We start from the raw sequence: 17336 nt of genomic DNA on the forward strand, positions 1-17336 counted from the left end.
AATTCTCCCTGGAATCTGTCATGGGAAGGGCCGATCAGAAGCGATAATTCAGGCCGGCCTTGATGACATGATCGCTGACATCGGTTTTCGATTTGCCGCTCGCGGTCGTCGTGGCCACATTTCCGGTGCTCACATAATTATATTCGAACTTCGCCGACAGGCCGCCGCCGAAACTCTGTTCGACGCCCGCCCCGACCAGATAGCCCTGTTTCCAGCCATCGGGACCTGTCACGCCGTTTCCGTCCTTGAACTTTGTCGTGGTCAGGCCGGCGGTGCCGTAAACCAGCGTCTGGTCGAGCGCCACGCCGGCCTTCATCTTGGCCGCGCCCCGGAAACGCTCCCGCAAACGACCGTTCGGCACACGCGCCTCATTCCCGAGATAGGACCCTTCGAGTTCCGCACCGACCACGCCGGAACCGAACTGGAAGTTATAACCGGTCTGAACACCCGCCCGTCAGGCCGCGGCCGCTGGCCAACGGGTTGAATTTCGGGGAAGCGACGCCACCATGCACACCCACATAGGCCCCGCCCCAGGAGAAGGCCGGCGGACTGCCATAATCGAAGGATTGCTGCGTATTGTAGTTGGTGAGATCGGCGGAATGGGCATTGCCTGCAACCGCGACGGCGATGGTCACGGCGACAAGCGATTTCTTGACGATCGACATGAATGACTCCAGACGAAACCGATGCGCCATCTTCCGGCGCAGCCAAGTTTCAGTTCGCGTTGAAGAACCGGAAACCGGCTCCCGTTTGTCTGCTGCGCCGACCGACATGACGTGCGGATGCGTTCAGCAGATAAGGGGATTTTCCCCGCGAGAATTACGCCTGCATTGCATGGAACGAATTTTATTCGAAATTATTTATTTAAATAAATAAGTTAGGTAAATTTCCTTAACCAAATCGTAAGAAATTTCATTATCACAACGCGGTCGTAGTGCCTTTCGAACCTATCGATCGAATTTCGAGCCGGACACAAAAGCCGGGATTGAGATCGACGAACAAAACACGGCCGCAATGAAGCTCCGCCGCCTTCTGGACCAGATTTAACCCAAGGCCTGCTCCGGGCGAGTTCGTGTTGATGCGGTGAAACGGCTCGAATACTTGCGCGCGCTCCGGGACAGCTATGCCCGGCCCTTCATCGCAGACCTCGATGGCCCCCGCCGGATCGACCCGGATCGCAATTGCGCCCTTGCCGCCGGCATGGTCTATCGCGTTGCGCACAAGATTGACGACCGCCATCTCGATAATCGACGTCTGCACCGTGAAGACGACTTCGCCCTCGCCTGGCTCGAAATCGAATTCATATCCGGCATCCATCGCAATCGGGGCGAGGTCGGTCGCGATACGCTCGACAAGCTTGTTGAGATCGCGCGGCTCCGCCGGCAGTTTCACCGCACCCACCGCCTGCATCTCCAGCAGCTGATGGGCAACGCGCGTCAAGCGGTCGATATCGGCCCTGATCTGACGGCTCAGCGCGTCATCGGGCAAGAGGTCGGCTCTGGTGCGTACGATTGCGATCGGCGTCCTCAGCTCATGCGCCGCATCGGCAAGAAAGCGGTTGCGACGATTATATCCGTCATCGAGCCTCGACAGCGCGACGTTGAAGGCATCCACCAGCGGGATGATTTCAAGGGGAACTTTCGAACGGTCGATACGCTCGGACCGGTTCTCGAAATCGATGGACTGCGCCTGTTTGACGGTTTCCATCAGCCCGCTCAAAGAGCGGCCGACCGCCCGCGGGGTCACGAGCAGTGTCGCGATACCTGTCAGGATCAGCATGGGCACGACGGCGATGAGAATGATGAAGCCCAGCGCCGGTAGCACGGTCAGCCAGCGGATGGAGCCCTCGGCATCCTTTTCCAGATCCAGCTGAACATTGACCCAGATACTCAGCCCGTCATTGGGAATTCCTTCCTCCGTCCCGGCAATGAACTGAAGCCGCCCGGCGGCTGTATCGCGGTTTTCAACGGTCGCGCGGAGCGTTCCGGCCGCCTCCAGACGCGCACGGTCAAAACTCCGGGGAAACACCGCCGACAGGGCGGGCGGCGGGACCGCGCCATATTGAAAGACGGGGGCATCGGCATCGCGCACCACAAACCAGAGATTCGGATAGCGCCGTTTCAGCTCCGCCAGCTCCGGCGTCGCCGAGAGTTGCGGCCTGCCCTGTTCGTCCTTCGTCACGCTCTCCGCGACGATGCGGGCAGCCTCTTCATTCGCACCTTCGAGCCGTGGATCGATGATCCATGTCCAGCCGATGAGAAGGATGACGAAAAGGACGAGCAGGAACGCCTGCAATGCGAAAAGGCGCTTCATCAGCCCCCATCGCAGGGATCGATTGCGCTCCTGCCTCATGTCTTCAACCGGATGAGGTAACCGATATTGCGCACGGCTCTTATTTCTACCGTGGCTTCAGCCTGGGCCAGCTTCTTCCTGATACGGGAAATATGCGCATCGAGAGCGTTGGATTCGATCTCGTCATCGAGCGTATAGACCGCCTCGATCAGGTTCGACCGCGTGACGATGCGGTTCGGACGCCGCATCAGCGCCTCCAGCACCAGATATTCCCGACGCCGCAACTCGATGATTGAGCCGGCAATGCTGACTTCATTACTGCGCGGATCGATGCTCAGATTTCCGAAATGCGCATATTTGTCGGAAAGAGAAGGGCCGCGTCTATGGAGAGCCCTGAGGCGGGCGAGCAGCTCCTCGATTGCAAAGGGCTTGGCAAGATAATCATCCGCTCCGGCATCCAGCCCGTCGACGCGGTGATCGACACTTCCAAGCGCCGTCAGAACAAGGATCGGCACGGAATGCCTGCTCCGGCGAAGCGAAGCCACCAGGTTCAGCCCCTCGCCATCGGGAAGACGGCGATCGAGGACCAGAACATCGTAAGACCCGTCCCGCGCAAGGGCGTCAGCATCGCTGATGGTGCTGACATGATCGGCAAGCACATCGCGCCGGCGCAGGGCTTCAAGAAGCGCGCGCGCCATTTCGGGTTCATCCTCAAGAAGCAAGATTCGCAATGACTTCCCCCAGAGATGGATTCTTGCCATCCCCACCACTGGTCGAAAAATGTTGCAGCTACATTGCAGGAGGGCGGGCAGACAATTCGTCTTCTACCACCTTACAGCACATAATCCGACGGCATTGCGTGCGTTTCCTGTACCCGTGTCTCGCATAAAACCGGTCAAGCTCACGCTGCTGCGGCTTCTCACCGACGGATCGGCGATGCGGTCGCCGCACGTAATACCCATGCGGCGATCTACGATGCGCTTCGTCCGGCAAAGGATATTTGAGACCGGCGTTCCCGACAGAGGCAGAACAAATCCGCCTCCGTCGCGACAGGAATGCGGGATCGGCAGCGGCCTCAAGCCTGAATCAAGGCAATGCCCCGGTTCTTGAACCCCAGCGTCACATCGCTCGCCGCCGGCAGGCTGGTCTCCACGGCATGGTCGACAATGAACAGCGTACCGATATCGGTTTCCACCTCATATTCGACATGACCGCCGAGATAGGCGCTGTGCAGCACCCGGCCGGCAAGCCCCTGCCCACCCGGCTGTCCGATGGAAATCGAGCCGGGGCGGACCGCAAGCTTGGCTGGGCCTGGCCGGGCATTGCGGGCCGAGATCCGATGATCGATCCCCGCCGACGCGGATCAGCGCATCGGCGCCCTCAACGCCAATGACCTCGCAACCGACGACATTCGCCTCGCCCATGAAATCGGCGATGAAGGCGGAGGCCGGCGCTTCGTAGAGATCGCGTGGCGCACCCGACTGGGCGATTTCGCCATCCTTCATCACGATGATCCGGTCGGAAACGGCCAGCGCCTCATCCTGATCATGCGTCACGTAAACCGCAGTGAAACCCAGTCGCTGCTGCAATTCGCGGATTTCGGTGCGGACCCGACGGCGAAGGCGGGCATCGAGGTTGGAAAGCGGCTCATCCAGCAGCAGCACCTGGGGCTCGAGCACCAGAGCGCGCGCGACCGCGACGCGCTGCTGCTGGCCGCCGGAAAGTTCGGCAGGCAGGCGATGCCCCATGCCGGCAAGACCGACGAGCTTCAGGCCCTCTTCCGCTTTCTCCCGCGCCTCCGCCTTGCGCAGCCCGGAGGACTGCAGGCCATAGGCGACATTGTCGAGCGCCGTCATATGCGGGAAAAGCGCATAGGACTGGAAGACCATCGAGACGTCGCGCTCATTGGCGGGCAGCATGGTCACATCCTTGTCGCCGATGAGGATGCGGCCGGAGGTCGGATGTTCAAGACCCGCCAGCATGCGCAGCGTCGTCGTCTTGCCGCAGCCGGAGGGACCGAGCAGGGTTACCAGCGTGCCGGGCTCGATGGTGAGCGACAGGTCGGGAATGGCGGTGAAGGCACCGAAGGTCTTGCGGACATTCTGAAAGGTGACGGAGCCGGGCTTTACGGAAATCATGCGGTTTTCTCCTGAGCGAGAGGAACGGAGGAAGCGGAGGGCAGGCCGGCGACGCGGTTTTCGCGCCGCAGGCGTCGCTCACCAACAATGAGCTGGAAGCCGGTAATGACGGTGATCATCACCACGATCAGCATGGAGGAATAAGCAATCGCCACCCCATATTCACCGTTCTCGACAAGGCCGACGATATAGGAGGTCGCCATGTTGTATTCGGCGCTGACGAGGAAGATGACGGCGCTGATGGAGGTGATGGCGCGCACGAAGGAATAGACCAGTGCGGCCGTGATTGCGGGCCTCAAGAGCGGCAGGATGACCTTGCGGATGGTGCGGAAACTATTGGCCCGCAGCGTCAGCGAGGCCTCGTCGAGGCTCTTGTCGAGCTGGCTCATCGCCGCGATGCCGCCGCGCACGCCGACCGGCATGTTGCGGAACACGAAGCAGGCGATGAGGATGAGTGCCGAACCGGTCATTTCCACCGGCGGCAGGTTGAAGGCCATGATGTAGCTGACGCCGATGACCGTGCCGGGAATGGCAAAGCTCATCATCAGCGCAAACTCAAACAGGTTCCGCCCGGCAAATTTCTGCCGCACGATGATATAGGCGGTCAGCAGGCCAACGGCAGCGGTGAGCGGCGCCGAAACCAGCGCGATCTCCATCGTCGTCCAGAACGAATTCCAGGCAACGCCCGTCCAGGCGATCGAGCCGTTCGAGAAGCTGACGGAAAAGGCGCGGATGTAGTGATCGAAGGTCAGGGAATTATCGAGACCCCAGGTCTTCACGAAACCGCCTACAAGGATCATGCCATAAACGACGATGGTGAAGACCATCCACGGCACGACGATGGCGTGAACGCCGATGGACAGGCCGCGTGGCAGGGCAATATGCGCGCCGCTGTCGCCCTTGCCCGTCACCGTGGCGAAATTCTTGCCTGCCAGCCAGAAACGCTGGGCAAGGAAGGCCGAAAGCGTGAAGCACAGGAGGATGATCGCCAGAACCGCGGCGCGGGAGGGATCGTTCTGCGAGCCGACGACGGCAAAGAAGATTTCCGTCGACAGCACGCCATGGGTGCCGCCAAGCACCAGCGGATTGCCGAAATCCGCCATGCTCTCGATGAAGCCGATGAGGAAGGCATTGGCGAGACCGGGCTTCATCAGCGGCAACGACACCCGCCAGAAGGTGCGCCAGCGGTCGGCACGCAACGTCTGCGAGGCTTCTTCCATCGACGGGCTGACGCCTTCGACCACGCCGATCAGCACCAGAAACGAGATGGGCGTGAAAGAAAGAACCTGCGCGATCCAGATACCGGTCATGCCATAAAGCCAGCGACCGGGTTCGATGCCGAAGAGATAGGAAAGCCATTCGGTGACGACGCCGGCGCGGCCGAACAGCAGCGTCAGCGCAAGGCCGATGACAAAAGGCGGCGTGATGATCGGCAGAACGGTGAGAAGCCGCAGGCCTTTCTTGAAGGGAAAGCGCGTACGGGTGGCGATCAGCGCAAAGCCAAGCCCGAGCACGGTCGAGCCGAAGGCGGTCATCAGGGCGAGAAACAATGTGCGCCAGGCAACGCCGCAACGCTCTTCACCCGTGACGCAGCCAAGGCTCCAGATGCCGGGATCCTTGATATTGCGGATAAAGCCATCGGCATTGAAGGAGCCGTCGAAATCCTGAACGGAGGCGATCAGCATGCTGCCGATCGGATAAAAGACAAAAACCGCAACGAGGAAGACCAGAACGGAAATGGCGCCGACGACAAAGGCGTCGCCTTTCATGACGCCACGTTCGGCAAGTCCGAAGGCAAAAAGAAGCACGAAGACGAACGACATGACGACGGCACCCGCCCCCATGGACGCCTGACCATCGGCAAGCATGCCGAAGAGGTTTTCAGTCACCGTCCAGGTCCAGCCGGTAAAACCGATCGCCAGCCCCTGCAAGGCAAGAAAAACGAGACCGGCAGCACCGACAAAGGCAAGCAACCCGCCCCGGCGCATCGGATCACGCATCGGCCGGACAAGGCATGCGGCGAGGAAGAAAAGAACGATGCCGACAAGCCATGGTTTTCCATAGGTCAGTATCTGCAGCACGCCTGGCGCATTGCTGGCGGTAGAGAAAAATCCGGACAGCCAGCGGAAGCTGAAAAAGCCGCCTTCGATGCGATACCAGGGGAGAAGAATGAGGGCAAAAGCCCCGAGCGCCAGGACGATGTCCAGCCTGCGATTGCCACGTGTCATGGCCGACCTCGCTTATTTCATGCCGATGAAAGAGTGGCGGACATCCCGGCTTTAAAAGCCGGGATGCCTGTCGCCGGAGTTAAGATCAGTTGGCGACCGCACCAACCTCACGGTCCCAGCGCTCCAGAAGCGCCTTGCGCTTGGCCGGATCGCCATAGGTCTCGAAGTCGTAGTCGATGAGCTTGATGTCCTCGAACTTCGGCGCTTCCTTCGGCACTTCCGCCGTCTTGTTGGGGGGAAGCTGGAAGGACTTGGCGTCCTTCATGCGCGACTGCACTTCCGGCTTCAGCGCCCAGTCGTACCAGGTCTTGGCATTGTCGAGGTTGCGTGCGCCCTTGATGATCGACATGGAGCCGATCTCGTAACCCGTGCCTTCGCAGGGCGCGATCGACTTGACGGGGAAGCCTTCCGCCGTCTGCGCCACTGCATCATGCATGAAGACGATGCCGAGCGCCGTCTCGCCGCGCGCCGCCGCCTTGACCGGTGCAGAACCCGACTTGGTATATTGCGAGATATTGACGTTGAGCTTCTTCAGATAGTCGATCGCCTGATCTTCACCCATGATCTGCGCGAGCGAGGCAAGCGCGGTATAGGCGGTGCCCGAAGAGTTCGGATTGGCGATCTGGATTTCGCCCTTCAGTTCCGGCGCCAGCAGGTCGGCCCAGCACTTCGGCTCCTTGTAACCCTTCGACTTGAAGATTTCGGTGTTGTAGCCCCAGCCCAGCGCACCGGCATAAACGCCGACAGTCCTGTAACCGGTGCTTTCGGCCTGTTTCACGGCCCAGTCCTGCAACTGGTCGAGCATCGGCGACTTGTATTCCAGCGTCAGGTTTTCCGAGGCCGCCTGCATATGCGGATCGCCGGTGCCGGCCCACCAGATATCGGTCTTCGGGTTGCGGGCTTCCGCGCGCACCTTGGCATAGGTCTCGCCAGAAGACAGGCGCACCATATTGACCTTGATGTCGTGCGACTTTTCAAAATCGCCCTTCATCTGTTCGCAGATCACGACATCGGCCGAGCAGATGAGGTTCAGTTCGCCCGCCGCCTGCGCGGAAACGGCGCTCAGTGCCGTGCCGGCAAAAAGCAGGGTGGAAAGTATCGTCAGTCGCATGGTTATCCTCCTGTAGCTTGCGTCTGAATTCCTGGGCGCGCGGACATGGCGCTGCCGGTCGCGGCACTTTGCGGCGCGCGCGCTGTCTTTTTGGGATGTTGGTTTTGGCCCTACTGGGTCTGGGTCGGGTGGATTTCGCTGTCGAAGCGGCTCAATAACCGACTTCGCTCTTCCGGCTGTCCGAAGGTGGCGAAGTCGTAATCCACCATCTTGATCATCGATATGTCAGGCGCCGTCAGCGGCAATGTCGCCCGGGCGTTGGAAGGCACCTGGTTCTGGCCGGCCGCGGCCCCTGTCGCCTGCCCTTCCGGGCTCAGCGCGAATTCCACGAAATCCTGTGCAAGGGCCGCGTTGCGATTGCCCTTGACGATGCTGACAGCCCCGATTTCATAACCGGTGCCCTCGCACGGCGCGACGATGACCAGCGGAAAACCTTCGATCTTCTGGGTCACGGCATCGTGCATGAAGGAAATACCGATCATGATCTCACCCCGCGCCGCCGCCTTCACCGGTGCAGCACCAACCTTGGTATAGCTCACGACGTTCTGGTTGAGCTTCGCCATGAATCCGAAAGCTTCCTCCTCGCCAAACAGCTGGACGAGAGTGGCCAGCATGGTGAAGGCCGTCCCTGAATAGTTCGGATTGCCGGTCAGGATATGGCCGCGATAGACATCCTTCGCCAGATCCTTCCAGCAGATCGGCGCCGGCAGATTGTTCTTCGCAAGCAGTTCCGAATTATAGGCGAAGCCCAGCGCGCCGGCATAAATTCCCGCAGACCGCGATCCCGACATCACCGAGAAATTCTGCGCCCAGGGCAGCAAATCCTGCTGGTGGGCGGGCCGGTATTCATCCAGCAACCCTTCAGAACCCGCCTGCAAATGGGTATCGCCAGTACCGCCCCACCAGACATCGACAGTGGGATGGGATCGTTCGGCACGAATCTGGTCGAGGATTTCGCCGGTGCTCTTGCGCACCATCGAAATCTCGAGACCGGCCCTGGCTTCAAAAGCCCGCTGCATGGTCAAGCACCAGGCCTCGTCGACGCCGCAAAGGACGTTCAACTTCGGCTCGGCCATGCCATGCCCTGCGCCGCACAGCCATAGGGCCATGCTCGCCGCAAGTGCGGTCAATGCTTTCAATTAAGCCTCCCTGCCCGGAACCTCCCCGTTCCAGTCTCCACCTACAGCATGTCACATCCTGTCCGCACCGCAATCGAAGAATGGTTACCAATCTTTCACCGCACCGCCGAACAAGATTACAGATATTACAATTATGACAGGGGAGATAACCAGCGAGCCTTTGAAGATCGTCATCGCCATGCCTATGATGATGGCGGGAGGAAAGTGCAGTGCTAAATCAGAAGGTTCGCATTCTGATCGTCGAGGACGATCCGGATATGGCCGAGCTCATCTCGGACCTCATCGAGGCGGAGGGCTGGCTGCCCACCTGCGCGCGCTCCGCCGAGGAGGCGGAAGAGATATTGGCAAGGGACAGGATGCAGCTTGTGCTCGTCGATCACAATCTGCCGGGCACATCCGGACGCACCTTCGCCCAGCGGCTGCGCAGCCAGATCGACATCGGCATCGTTATGGTCACCGCCGCCGGCAGCGCCGCCGATCGGGTTCTCGGTCTGGAAACAGCCGCCGACGATTATGTGGTCAAACCCTTCGAACCCATCGAACTCACGGCCCGGATCAAAGCCGTACTGCGCCGGACGATCCCTTCGCTGAAACAGGAGAAGGACAGCGATCATGGGCGCGGGGCGCTTCGCCTCGGGGACTGGGCAATCGATCTCGATGCCCGCCGCGCCGTCTGCCTCGCGGACCGCAGCCGGACGCTGACCACTGCCGAATTCGCGCTTCTGGAAATACTGGCGGAAACACCCAACCAGCCTGTCAGCCGCTCGCAGATTCTCGACAGGCTGGGTTCGGAGAGCGACCGTTACATCGACAGAAATGTCGATGTGCTGGTGCTGCGGCTCAGACGCAAGATCGAGATCAATCCTGATCTGCCGCGCCATATCAAGACGCGGCGCGGCAAGGGTTATGTTCTGCACACCGACGAGGGCGAGCTTTCCCCGTGATCAGCCGCTCCTTCCTTTCCTCCATCGCCTTTCGCCTGCCCTTTGCGATCGTCTTTACCTGCCTCCTCGTCTTCAGCCTTTCTGCCATCGCCATTTACGGCCTGCAGCGCGCCCGCGATGAAATGGCGGCCTATGGGTTGCAGGCCTTTTCCAGTCTCGCCAAGGCGTCGCTGGTCTCGCGGCAGGTCTCCGATCTCGTCTCCAGCGCACCGTTCCTGATGAATGCCGCCTCGCCCTATCGCGTTTCCAGCGAAAGCCGCTCGGTGGTCCAGCAGGTCGATATCTTGCTCGAAATGACAGGACCGGACAGCGGCGAGCGGATCACCCGTGGCTTTGCCAGCGAACGCATCGTCGAACTCCTCCAGATCATCCGGGAACAGACGCTCGATCTTGCGAAGGATGCCGATGCGGCACAGGGCCACAAGGCGGAAGCGGCAGCGGCGCTCGGCGAAATCGCCACAGGTCAGGGCATCCTTGATCCGGAACTGCGCCGGCGAATGAACGGCATCGTACAGGCCGCATCCGCATCCGACAGCCTCTTCCAGCTTGGCGAACTGCGCCGTCGCTACGTGGCGGAAACAACGGCGCGCCAGCAGGGCTATCCCGGCGAGCGCCTGCCCGTGGCCGAACTACAGCCCTATGAGCGGGTCTTCGAGGCCCAGAGCCGTTACCTTCTGGAAATGTTCGCGATCCGCGCCTCGGTCTCCCGCCTTCACACCGTCTCGCGGGATCTTTCCCATGTGACCGAGACCCAGGGCGATGCGGTTGCGCGCAGCCTGAACGAAGACCTGATTTCGACTTCCGATGCTCTCAACCGGCTGTTGATCATTGTCGCCGTCGCCTCGCTTCTGGTTCTCATCGTGGCGATCTTCTCGATCCGCTCGGTGATGCGTGTCTCGCGCGGGATCGTGACGCTCTCCAATGGCATGAATGCCCTCGCCAAGGGCGATAAGGATGTCGGCCCGCCCTCCTATACGGGTCCCGAGACGGAGTTGATCCGGCTGCTCGATGCGTTTCGCGCCTTCCATGACAGCGTCGACCGCGTCTCGCGCCTCAGGCGCACGGCCGAAGCGGCAGCCCGCACCATCCGCTCGACCTTCCGCACCATGAATGAGGGAATTGCGCTGTTCGATCCGGCCGGCCGGCCCATCACCATGAACCGCCGCATCATCGAACTCGTCGGACGCTCCGGCTCGTCGCGAAAACTGCCGCTTCGGAGGTTTGTCGAACCGATCCCGGAAATCGATCCGGCTCTGCTGCCCTTCGATACTGAGCCGGGAGAACTGCTCGACCGCGCGGTCCTGCGCCATCGCACCGACGAGCAGCGGGTGATCGAAGTATCGATGTCACGCCAGCCGGATGGCGGCATCGTGCTGCTCGCCCGCGATGTGACCGCTCTCGACCGCCAGGAAGCGGAGGCCGTCAAAGCCCAGAGGCTTGATGGCATCATGCGCATGACCCATCAGGTCAGCCATGAGGTGGGCAACATGATCGGCATCATCACCGGCAGTCTCGGTCTTCTGGAGCGGGAAGCCGGTTTCAACGATCGCCAGAAGCGGCATATCGCCCGCATCCGCAAGGCGGCGGATCGCGGCCGCTCTCTGGCCAGCAGCATGCTCACCATCGGCAGCCAGCAGCCGATTCATCCAAGCGTCATCAATGTCGCAAGCCTGCTGCGCGGCATGGCCGACATTCTCGAAATCGCCGTCGGCCCCAAATGCCGGATCGCGCTCGATATCGATGACGATCTTCCCTCGATACCGCTGGACCCGGCCCTTTTCGAACAATCCATCCTCAATCTATGCCTCAATGCCGCAGCCGCCATGCCCGATGGCGGCCTGATTTCAATCCAGGCCGCTTCGGGCAACGATACGCTGGTGATCGCCGTCACCGACGAGGGCGTCGGCATGACGCCGGAGGCCGTGGACAAGGCCTTCGAGCCCTATTTCACCACGCGGGGTGACCATGGCGGTGCGGGTCTCGGCCTCGCCATGGTCTACGGGTTCGTGCGCCAGAGCGGCGGCGAAGCGCATATCAGTTCCCGGCCGGGCGAAGGCGCAAGGGTTGAACTGACGTTTCCGGCAAATGCCGGCCACACCTAGCGGGCAAGCTGCGCGGATTCGATCGAATCCGCCAGTATCTCCAGCCCAAGGTCGATTTCCGAATCCGATACCGTCAGCGCCGGCGCAATGCGGAAGACGCCGCCCATGCCGGGCAGCTTGACGATGTTCATGCTGAGGCCGCGCAACATCGCCTCCTGCATGATGCGCGCACCGAGTTCGAAACCCGGAGCTTTCGTATGCCGGTCAGCGACGACTTCAAGTCCGAGCAGAAGCCCGCGCCCGCGCACATCTCCAACGCATTCGAACCGCTGCTGCAGCGAGAGCAGCCCCTCCTTCAAACGGTTTCCGCGGGCAATCGCCTGTTCCACCAGCCCATCACGCGCCACCACATCGAGAACCGTTACGCCGACAGCCGCCGGCAGGGGATCGGAAACATGGGTCGTATAGAACAGGAAGCCCCTCTCGAAGGCCTTTTGCTCGATCTCGGCGCTCGTCATTACCGCCGCAAGCGGCAGGCCGGCGCCGAGCGTCTTCGACAGCGTCATGATATCGGGCGTCACCCCATCGCGCTGGAAGGCGAACATATGCCCGGTCCGGCCGATGCCGGTCTGGGCTTCATCGAGGATGAGCAGCATGCCGCGCTCCTCGCACTTTTTCTTTAGCGCAGCGAGATAACCGACCGGCAGTTCGAGGATACCGCCGCTCGACAGGATCGGTTCGGCAATGAAGGCGGCAAGATTGCCGGTCGACTGGCGATCGATCAGTTCGAAGGCATCGTCGAGTTCAGCCTGCCAGTCATTCGATCCATCGGGATTCTTGAAGCGCGGACGATAGGCATTCGGCGCTGGAATAACGAGTGAACCGGCCGTGGCCGGGCCATAACCCCTGCGGCCGGCGCTATAGGTAGCGGAGGCCGCAGCGCCGGTCATGCCGTGCCAGCTCTGCGCGAAAGCGACGATCTCATGCCCGCCGGTGACGAGCTTCGCCATGCGGATCGCCGCCTCGTTGGATTCAGCCCCGGTGGTCAACAATTGCACGCGATCGAGACCCGGCGCGAGCGCCGCCAGCCGCGCCGCCAAGTCGACGACCGGGCGCGACAACATGCCGGAAAAGAGATGCGCGACCGATGCCATCTGCCGGTTGACGGTGGTGACGATATCCGGATGGGTATGCCCGAGCAAAGCGCTCATCTGGCCGGAGGTGAAATCGAGAATGGCGCGCCCATCCGCATCATAGACGAAACTTCCCTCAGCCCGTTCGACGATGATCTCCTCGAAGGCCGGTCCGTAGCGAGTCAGATGTTTATTGGCGGCCTCCCAGAAAGCCGGTTCGTCATTGAGCGAGGCGAAATTCTTCGCAAGCTTGTCCATGGCACATTCCCCAAGAGTTTATCTTGCCGAAACATAACAACCCATTGCCACTTCAGTCCAATTGATAGTATTTTACTCCGATATCGATAATTTTGATATCGCCATGCTCGACCTTACGCTGCTGAAGAACTTTATCATTGTCGCTCGTGCTGGCTCCATCAGCGTCGCCGCCGCGCAGATCGGGCGCACCCAATCCGCGCTCAGCACCCAGATGCAGCGGCTGGAAGAGCTGGTCGGCCATACCCTGCTGCAGCGAACGGGTTCGGGAGTGCGTATGACCGCGGCGGGGGAGAGGCTGCTTGCCCATGCCAGCGCCCTGCTTGCCCGGCATGATGAAATCCTTGCCGATATGGGCGAGGCGACGCTGCAGGGAACCGTGAGCCTTGGCTGCCCTGAAGATTATTCCATCGCCTTCCTGCCGGAACTGCTGAGAGGCTTCTTCGGCACTTACCCGAAAGTCGATCTGCGGATGGTCTGTGCGCCCACGACGGAATTGCGTCCGCTGCTGCAGCGCCGCCAGATCGACATGGCGCTGGTTTCGCAATCCGATCCGGATCACCGCGACGTGCTCCGCAGGGAAAGCTTCGTCTGGGTGGCGGACAGGCCGGAGCCGGATCTCATCACCAAGGATGTCCTGCCCCTGGCGCTCTCCGCGCCCGTGACGCTCGATCACCGCGCAGCTTGCGACGCCATGCAAAGCGCAAATCGCCGCTACCGCATCGCCTTCGCCAGCAACAGCCTTTCCGGCCTCATCGCAATCGCGCGCTCCGGCCTTGCCATCAGCGTGCTGACAAGGACAGCAGTTCCATCCGACCTTCATATTATCGAAATCGGATTGCCGCCCCTACCAACGATCGGCATTGCGATTGAGTTCGCCGATCCGCAGACTTCTACGGCAGCCATAGCGCTTGGGGATCACATCAGGGCTTTTCTTCCTGGTCTTAGTTTTTAACCCGAAGCGACCTGTCGGTGCGCAGATCCCGCTTTTCCGCGATCTCAAGCATTAAGAGTTGGAAGATCTGGCCGGCCATGCGTGTTTGACGGTGTATCCCGCTTTCCTATGCCCGTCGCTAGTGCGACGGGGTTTTGAGATTTGGTTGCGGGGGCAGGATTTGAACCTGCGGCCTTCAGGTTATGAGCCTGACGAGCTACCGGGCTGCTCCACCCCGCGTTGACTGGTTTTATTATAGCATAAAGGCCGCTTGATGCGGCCTTTTGATTTGGGCTTTGTGCCGGTTTTTGTGAATGAGAAGATTTGTGTTGCGTTTTGCAGACCTGGCAGCGACCTACTCTCCCGCGTCTTGAGACGAAGTACCATTGGCGCTGGGGCGTTTCACGGCCGTGTTCGGAATGGGAACGGGTGCAGCCGCCCCGCGATAACCACCAGGTCGGCAAAACGCAACATATGTTCATGCGGAACGCATGAACATATGTTGCTCTTTTTTTGGATTGGCATGCCTTATCCCGTTCGCTTGTCGCTCACGGGGGACGCCAATCGGCCATACGGTCACCTCTGATATGAGGGACCAGGTGGCCAAAGCAACCTAGTTCATGTTTTCACATGGAAACTGTTGTTTCGAGAAGCTGGAGAGCCAAGGCTCTATTTAATTTACACGTCTTTCTGTGACCGGTCCGTATTCAGCCTTTGCTCAACAGTGAGCATGGCAGCCATACAGGACGCTAGTCCGTCGCGCCTTATGGCGCGGCCCGTCCGGAGCCCTTCGGGCGTCAGGACAAAACAGATCATCAAGCTTGGCTTGATGAACATATTCAATGGGAACGAAGAAGTCGATCGAGCTATTAGTAACGGTAAGCTTCACACATTGCTGTGCTTCCACACCCGTCCTATCGACGTGGTCGTCTTCCACGGCTCTGATAGGGAACACTCGTTTTCAGGTTGGTTTCCCGCTTAGATGCCTTCAGCGGTTATCCATTCCGTATATAGCTACTCTGCTATGCCCTTGGCAGGACAACAGATCCACCAGAGATACGTCCATCCCGGTCCTCTCGTACTAGGGACAGATCCTGTCAATATTCCTACACCCACGGCAGATAGGGACCGAACTGTCTCACGACGTTCTGAACCCAACTCACGTACCGCTTTAAATGGCGAACAGCCATACCCTTGGGACCTGCTCCAGCCCCAGGATGCGATGAGTCGACATCGAGGTGCCAAACAACCCCGTCGATATGGACTCTTGGGGGTCATCAGCCTGTTATCCCCGGCGTACCTTTTATCCGTTGAGCGATGGCCCTTCCACACGGGACCACCGGATCACTATGACCGACTTTCGTCTCTGCTCGACTTGTCAGTCTCGCAGTCAGGCTAGCTTATGCCATTGCACTCGACGACCGATTTCCGACCGGTCTGAGCTAACCATCGCGCGCCTCCGTTACTCTTTCGGAGGCGACCGCCCCAGTCAAACTACCCACCATACACTGTCCCGGATCCGGATAACGGACCGCGGTTAGACATCCACGAAGATAAGGGTGGTATTTCAAGGATGGCTCCACAGAAACTGGCGTCCCTGCTTCAAAGCCTACCACCTATCCTACACATGCCTTGGCGAATGCCAGTGTAAAGCTATAGTAAAGGTGCACGGGGTCTTTCCGTCTGACCGCAGGAACCCCGCATCTTCACGGGGAATTCAATTTCACTGAGTCTATGTTGGAGACAGCGGGGAAGTCGTTACGCCATTCGTGCAGGTCGGAACTTACCCGACAAGGAATTTCGCTACCTTAGGACCGTTATAGTTACGGCCGCCGTTTACTGGGGCTTCAGTTCAGAGCTTGCACCCCTCCCTTTAACCTTCCAGCACCGGGCAGGCGTCAGACCCTATACGTCGTATTGCTACTTCGCAGAGCCCTGTGTTTTTGATAAACAGTCGCTACCCCCTGGTCTGTGCCACCCCATCATACTTGCGTACAAAAGGGTCACGCTTCTTCCGAAGTTACGCGTGCAATTTGCCGAGTTCCTTCAACATAGTTCTCTCAAGCGCCTTGGTATACTCTACCTGACCACCTGTGTCGGTTTCGGGTACGGTCTATACGGTGGAGCTATTTCCTGGAACCTCTTCGCCGCCCAACCAATCCAATAAGGTTGAACAACACACGAGATCCGTCACTACCACCAGGCCCACGAATATTAACGTGGTTCCCATCGACTACGCGTGTCCGCCTCGTCTTAGGGGCCGGCTAACCCTGCTCAGATTAACTTTAAGCAGGAACCCTTGGTCTTTCGGCGAGGGAGTCTCTCACTCCCTTTATCGTTACTCATGTCAACATTCGCACTTCCGATATCTCCAGCAGCCCTCACGGGTCCGCCTTCACAGACTTACGGAACGCTCCGCTACCACATGCCTTACGGCATATCCTCAGCTTCGGTGCATGGCTTTAGCCCCGTTACATTTTCGGCGCAAAGACCCTTATTTAGACCAGTGAGCTGTTACGCTTTCTTTAAATGATGGCTGCTTCTAAGCCAACATCCTGGTTGTTTTGGGATCCTCACATCCTTTCCCACTTAGCCATGACTTGGGGACCTTAGCTGGAGGTCAGGGTTGTTGCCCTTTTCACGACGGACGTTAGCACCCGCCGTGTGTCTGCCGACTAGTACTCCTCGGTATTCGGAGTTTGGTTAGGATCAGTAAGACGGTGAGTCCCCATAGCCCATCCAGTGCTCTACCCCCGAGGGTATTCGGTCGACGCTCTACCTAAATAGATTTCGCGGAGAACCAGCTATTTCCGAGTTTGATTGGCCTTTCACCCCTAGCCACAAGTCATCCCGAACTATTGCAACAGTTATGGGTTCGGCCCTCCAGTTGGTGTTACCCAACCTTCAGCCTGCTCATGGCTAGATCACTCGGTTTCGGGTCTAATGCAACTAACTAAAATCGCCCTATTCAGACTCGCTTTCGCTGCGCCTACACCTACCGGCTTAAGCTTGCTAGTTACACTAAGTCGTTGACCCATTATACAAAGGTACGCCGTCACCCTTGCGGGCTCCGACTGTTTGTAGGCATCCGGTTTCAGGTTCTATTTCACTCCCCTCGTC

At 59.6% G+C, this 17336-nt stretch carries 9 protein-coding genes, 1 tRNA gene, 2 rRNA genes and 2 pseudogenes (1 of these 14 only partly in view); 3 read left to right on the top strand and 11 right to left on the bottom strand.

Features of this window, described 5'->3' with window-relative positions; all coding sequences use genetic code 11:
* Positions 1-34: 34 nt before the first annotated feature.
* The 7 genes and pseudogenes from O3W47_RS14475 to O3W47_RS14505 form a co-directional block, all read right to left on the bottom strand.
* Positions 35-665 (bottom strand): annotated as a pseudogene (locus O3W47_RS14475) (outer membrane protein).
* A 253-nt stretch (positions 666-918) separates the two neighbouring features.
* Positions 919-2313, bottom strand: a complete 1395-nt coding sequence (locus O3W47_RS14480; RefSeq protein ID WP_269314015.1) for a sensor histidine kinase — start codon at positions 2311-2313, stop codon at positions 919-921.
* Between the two features lie 35 nt (positions 2314-2348).
* Positions 2349-3023, bottom strand: coding sequence for a response regulator transcription factor (locus O3W47_RS14485; protein ID WP_080815821.1), 675 nt, complete (start codon positions 3021-3023; stop codon positions 2349-2351).
* 344 nt (positions 3024-3367) lie between these two features.
* Positions 3368-4430, bottom strand: a pseudogene (locus tag O3W47_RS14490) (ABC transporter ATP-binding protein).
* Positions 4427-6658, bottom strand: coding sequence for an ABC transporter permease (locus O3W47_RS14495; protein WP_269314016.1), 2232 nt, complete (start codon positions 6656-6658; stop codon positions 4427-4429). Before O3W47_RS14495 ends, O3W47_RS14490 begins: the two are co-directional and overlap by 4 nt.
* Positions 6659-6743: 85 nt before the next feature.
* Positions 6744-7769 (bottom strand): ABC transporter substrate-binding protein, encoded by a 1026-nt coding sequence (locus O3W47_RS14500; protein WP_269314017.1) that lies wholly within the window; start codon positions 7767-7769, stop codon positions 6744-6746.
* Between the two features lie 110 nt (positions 7770-7879).
* Positions 7880-8878, bottom strand: coding sequence for an ABC transporter substrate-binding protein (locus tag O3W47_RS14505; protein WP_127757751.1), 999 nt, complete (start codon positions 8876-8878; stop codon positions 7880-7882).
* A 239-nt stretch (positions 8879-9117) separates the two neighbouring features.
* On the opposite strand from O3W47_RS14505, the gene O3W47_RS14510 reads away from it, so the two are divergent.
* Both O3W47_RS14510 and O3W47_RS14515 read left to right on the top strand, forming a co-directional pair.
* A complete protein-coding gene (locus tag O3W47_RS14510; RefSeq protein WP_120947629.1) occupies positions 9118-9852 on the top strand; it encodes a response regulator transcription factor in 735 nt (244 codons plus the stop codon).
* Complete coding sequence (locus O3W47_RS14515) at positions 9849-11954, top strand: sensor histidine kinase (protein WP_137452698.1); 2106 nt, start codon at positions 9849-9851, stop codon at positions 11952-11954. Before O3W47_RS14510 ends, O3W47_RS14515 begins: the two co-directional genes overlap by 4 nt.
* On the opposite strand, the gene O3W47_RS14520 is transcribed toward O3W47_RS14515, so the two are convergent.
* Positions 11951-13285 (bottom strand): aspartate aminotransferase family protein, encoded by a 1335-nt coding sequence (locus O3W47_RS14520; protein ID WP_137452697.1) that lies wholly within the window; start codon positions 13283-13285, stop codon positions 11951-11953. The genes O3W47_RS14515 and O3W47_RS14520 overlap by 4 nt on opposite strands.
* 103 nt (positions 13286-13388) lie before the next feature.
* Here O3W47_RS14520 and O3W47_RS14525 point away from each other — a divergent pair, with 103 nt between their 5' ends.
* Complete coding sequence (locus tag O3W47_RS14525) at positions 13389-14237, top strand: LysR family transcriptional regulator (protein WP_269314018.1); 849 nt, start codon at positions 13389-13391, stop codon at positions 14235-14237.
* A 142-nt stretch (positions 14238-14379) separates the two neighbouring features.
* Here the strand turns inward: O3W47_RS14525 and O3W47_RS14530 are convergent.
* The 3 genes from O3W47_RS14530 to O3W47_RS14540 form a co-directional block, all read right to left on the bottom strand.
* Positions 14380-14456 (bottom strand) — tRNA-Met (locus O3W47_RS14530).
* Positions 14457-14558: 102 nt separating this feature from the next.
* Positions 14559-14673 (bottom strand): 5S ribosomal RNA (gene rrf, locus O3W47_RS14535).
* Positions 14674-15064: 391 nt separating this feature from the next.
* Positions 15065-17336: ribosomal RNA gene (locus O3W47_RS14540) — 23S ribosomal RNA — on the bottom strand; it runs 527 nt beyond the window's last position.

This window comes from Agrobacterium sp. LMR679 (assembly GCF_027157905.1).
GTDB lineage: Bacteria > Pseudomonadota > Alphaproteobacteria > Rhizobiales > Rhizobiaceae > Agrobacterium > Agrobacterium leguminum.

Coding starts and splice junctions, on each gene's coding strand:
- O3W47_RS14520 (WP_137452697.1), bottom strand. CDS start 13,285: ATGGACAAGCTTGCGAAGAATTTCGCCTCGCTCAATGACGAACCGGCT.
- O3W47_RS14495 (WP_269314016.1), bottom strand. CDS start 6,658: ATGACACGTGGCAATCGCAGGCTGGACATCGTCCTGGCGCTCGGGGCT.
- O3W47_RS14505 (WP_127757751.1), bottom strand. CDS start 8,878: ATGGCCCTATGGCTGTGCGGCGCAGGGCATGGCATGGCCGAGCCGAAG.
- O3W47_RS14480 (WP_269314015.1), bottom strand. CDS start 2,313: ATGAAGCGCCTTTTCGCATTGCAGGCGTTCCTGCTCGTCCTTTTCGTC.
- O3W47_RS14525 (WP_269314018.1), top strand. CDS start 13,389: ATGCTCGACCTTACGCTGCTGAAGAACTTTATCATTGTCGCTCGTGCT.
- O3W47_RS14500 (WP_269314017.1), bottom strand. CDS start 7,769: ATGCGACTGACGATACTTTCCACCCTGCTTTTTGCCGGCACGGCACTG.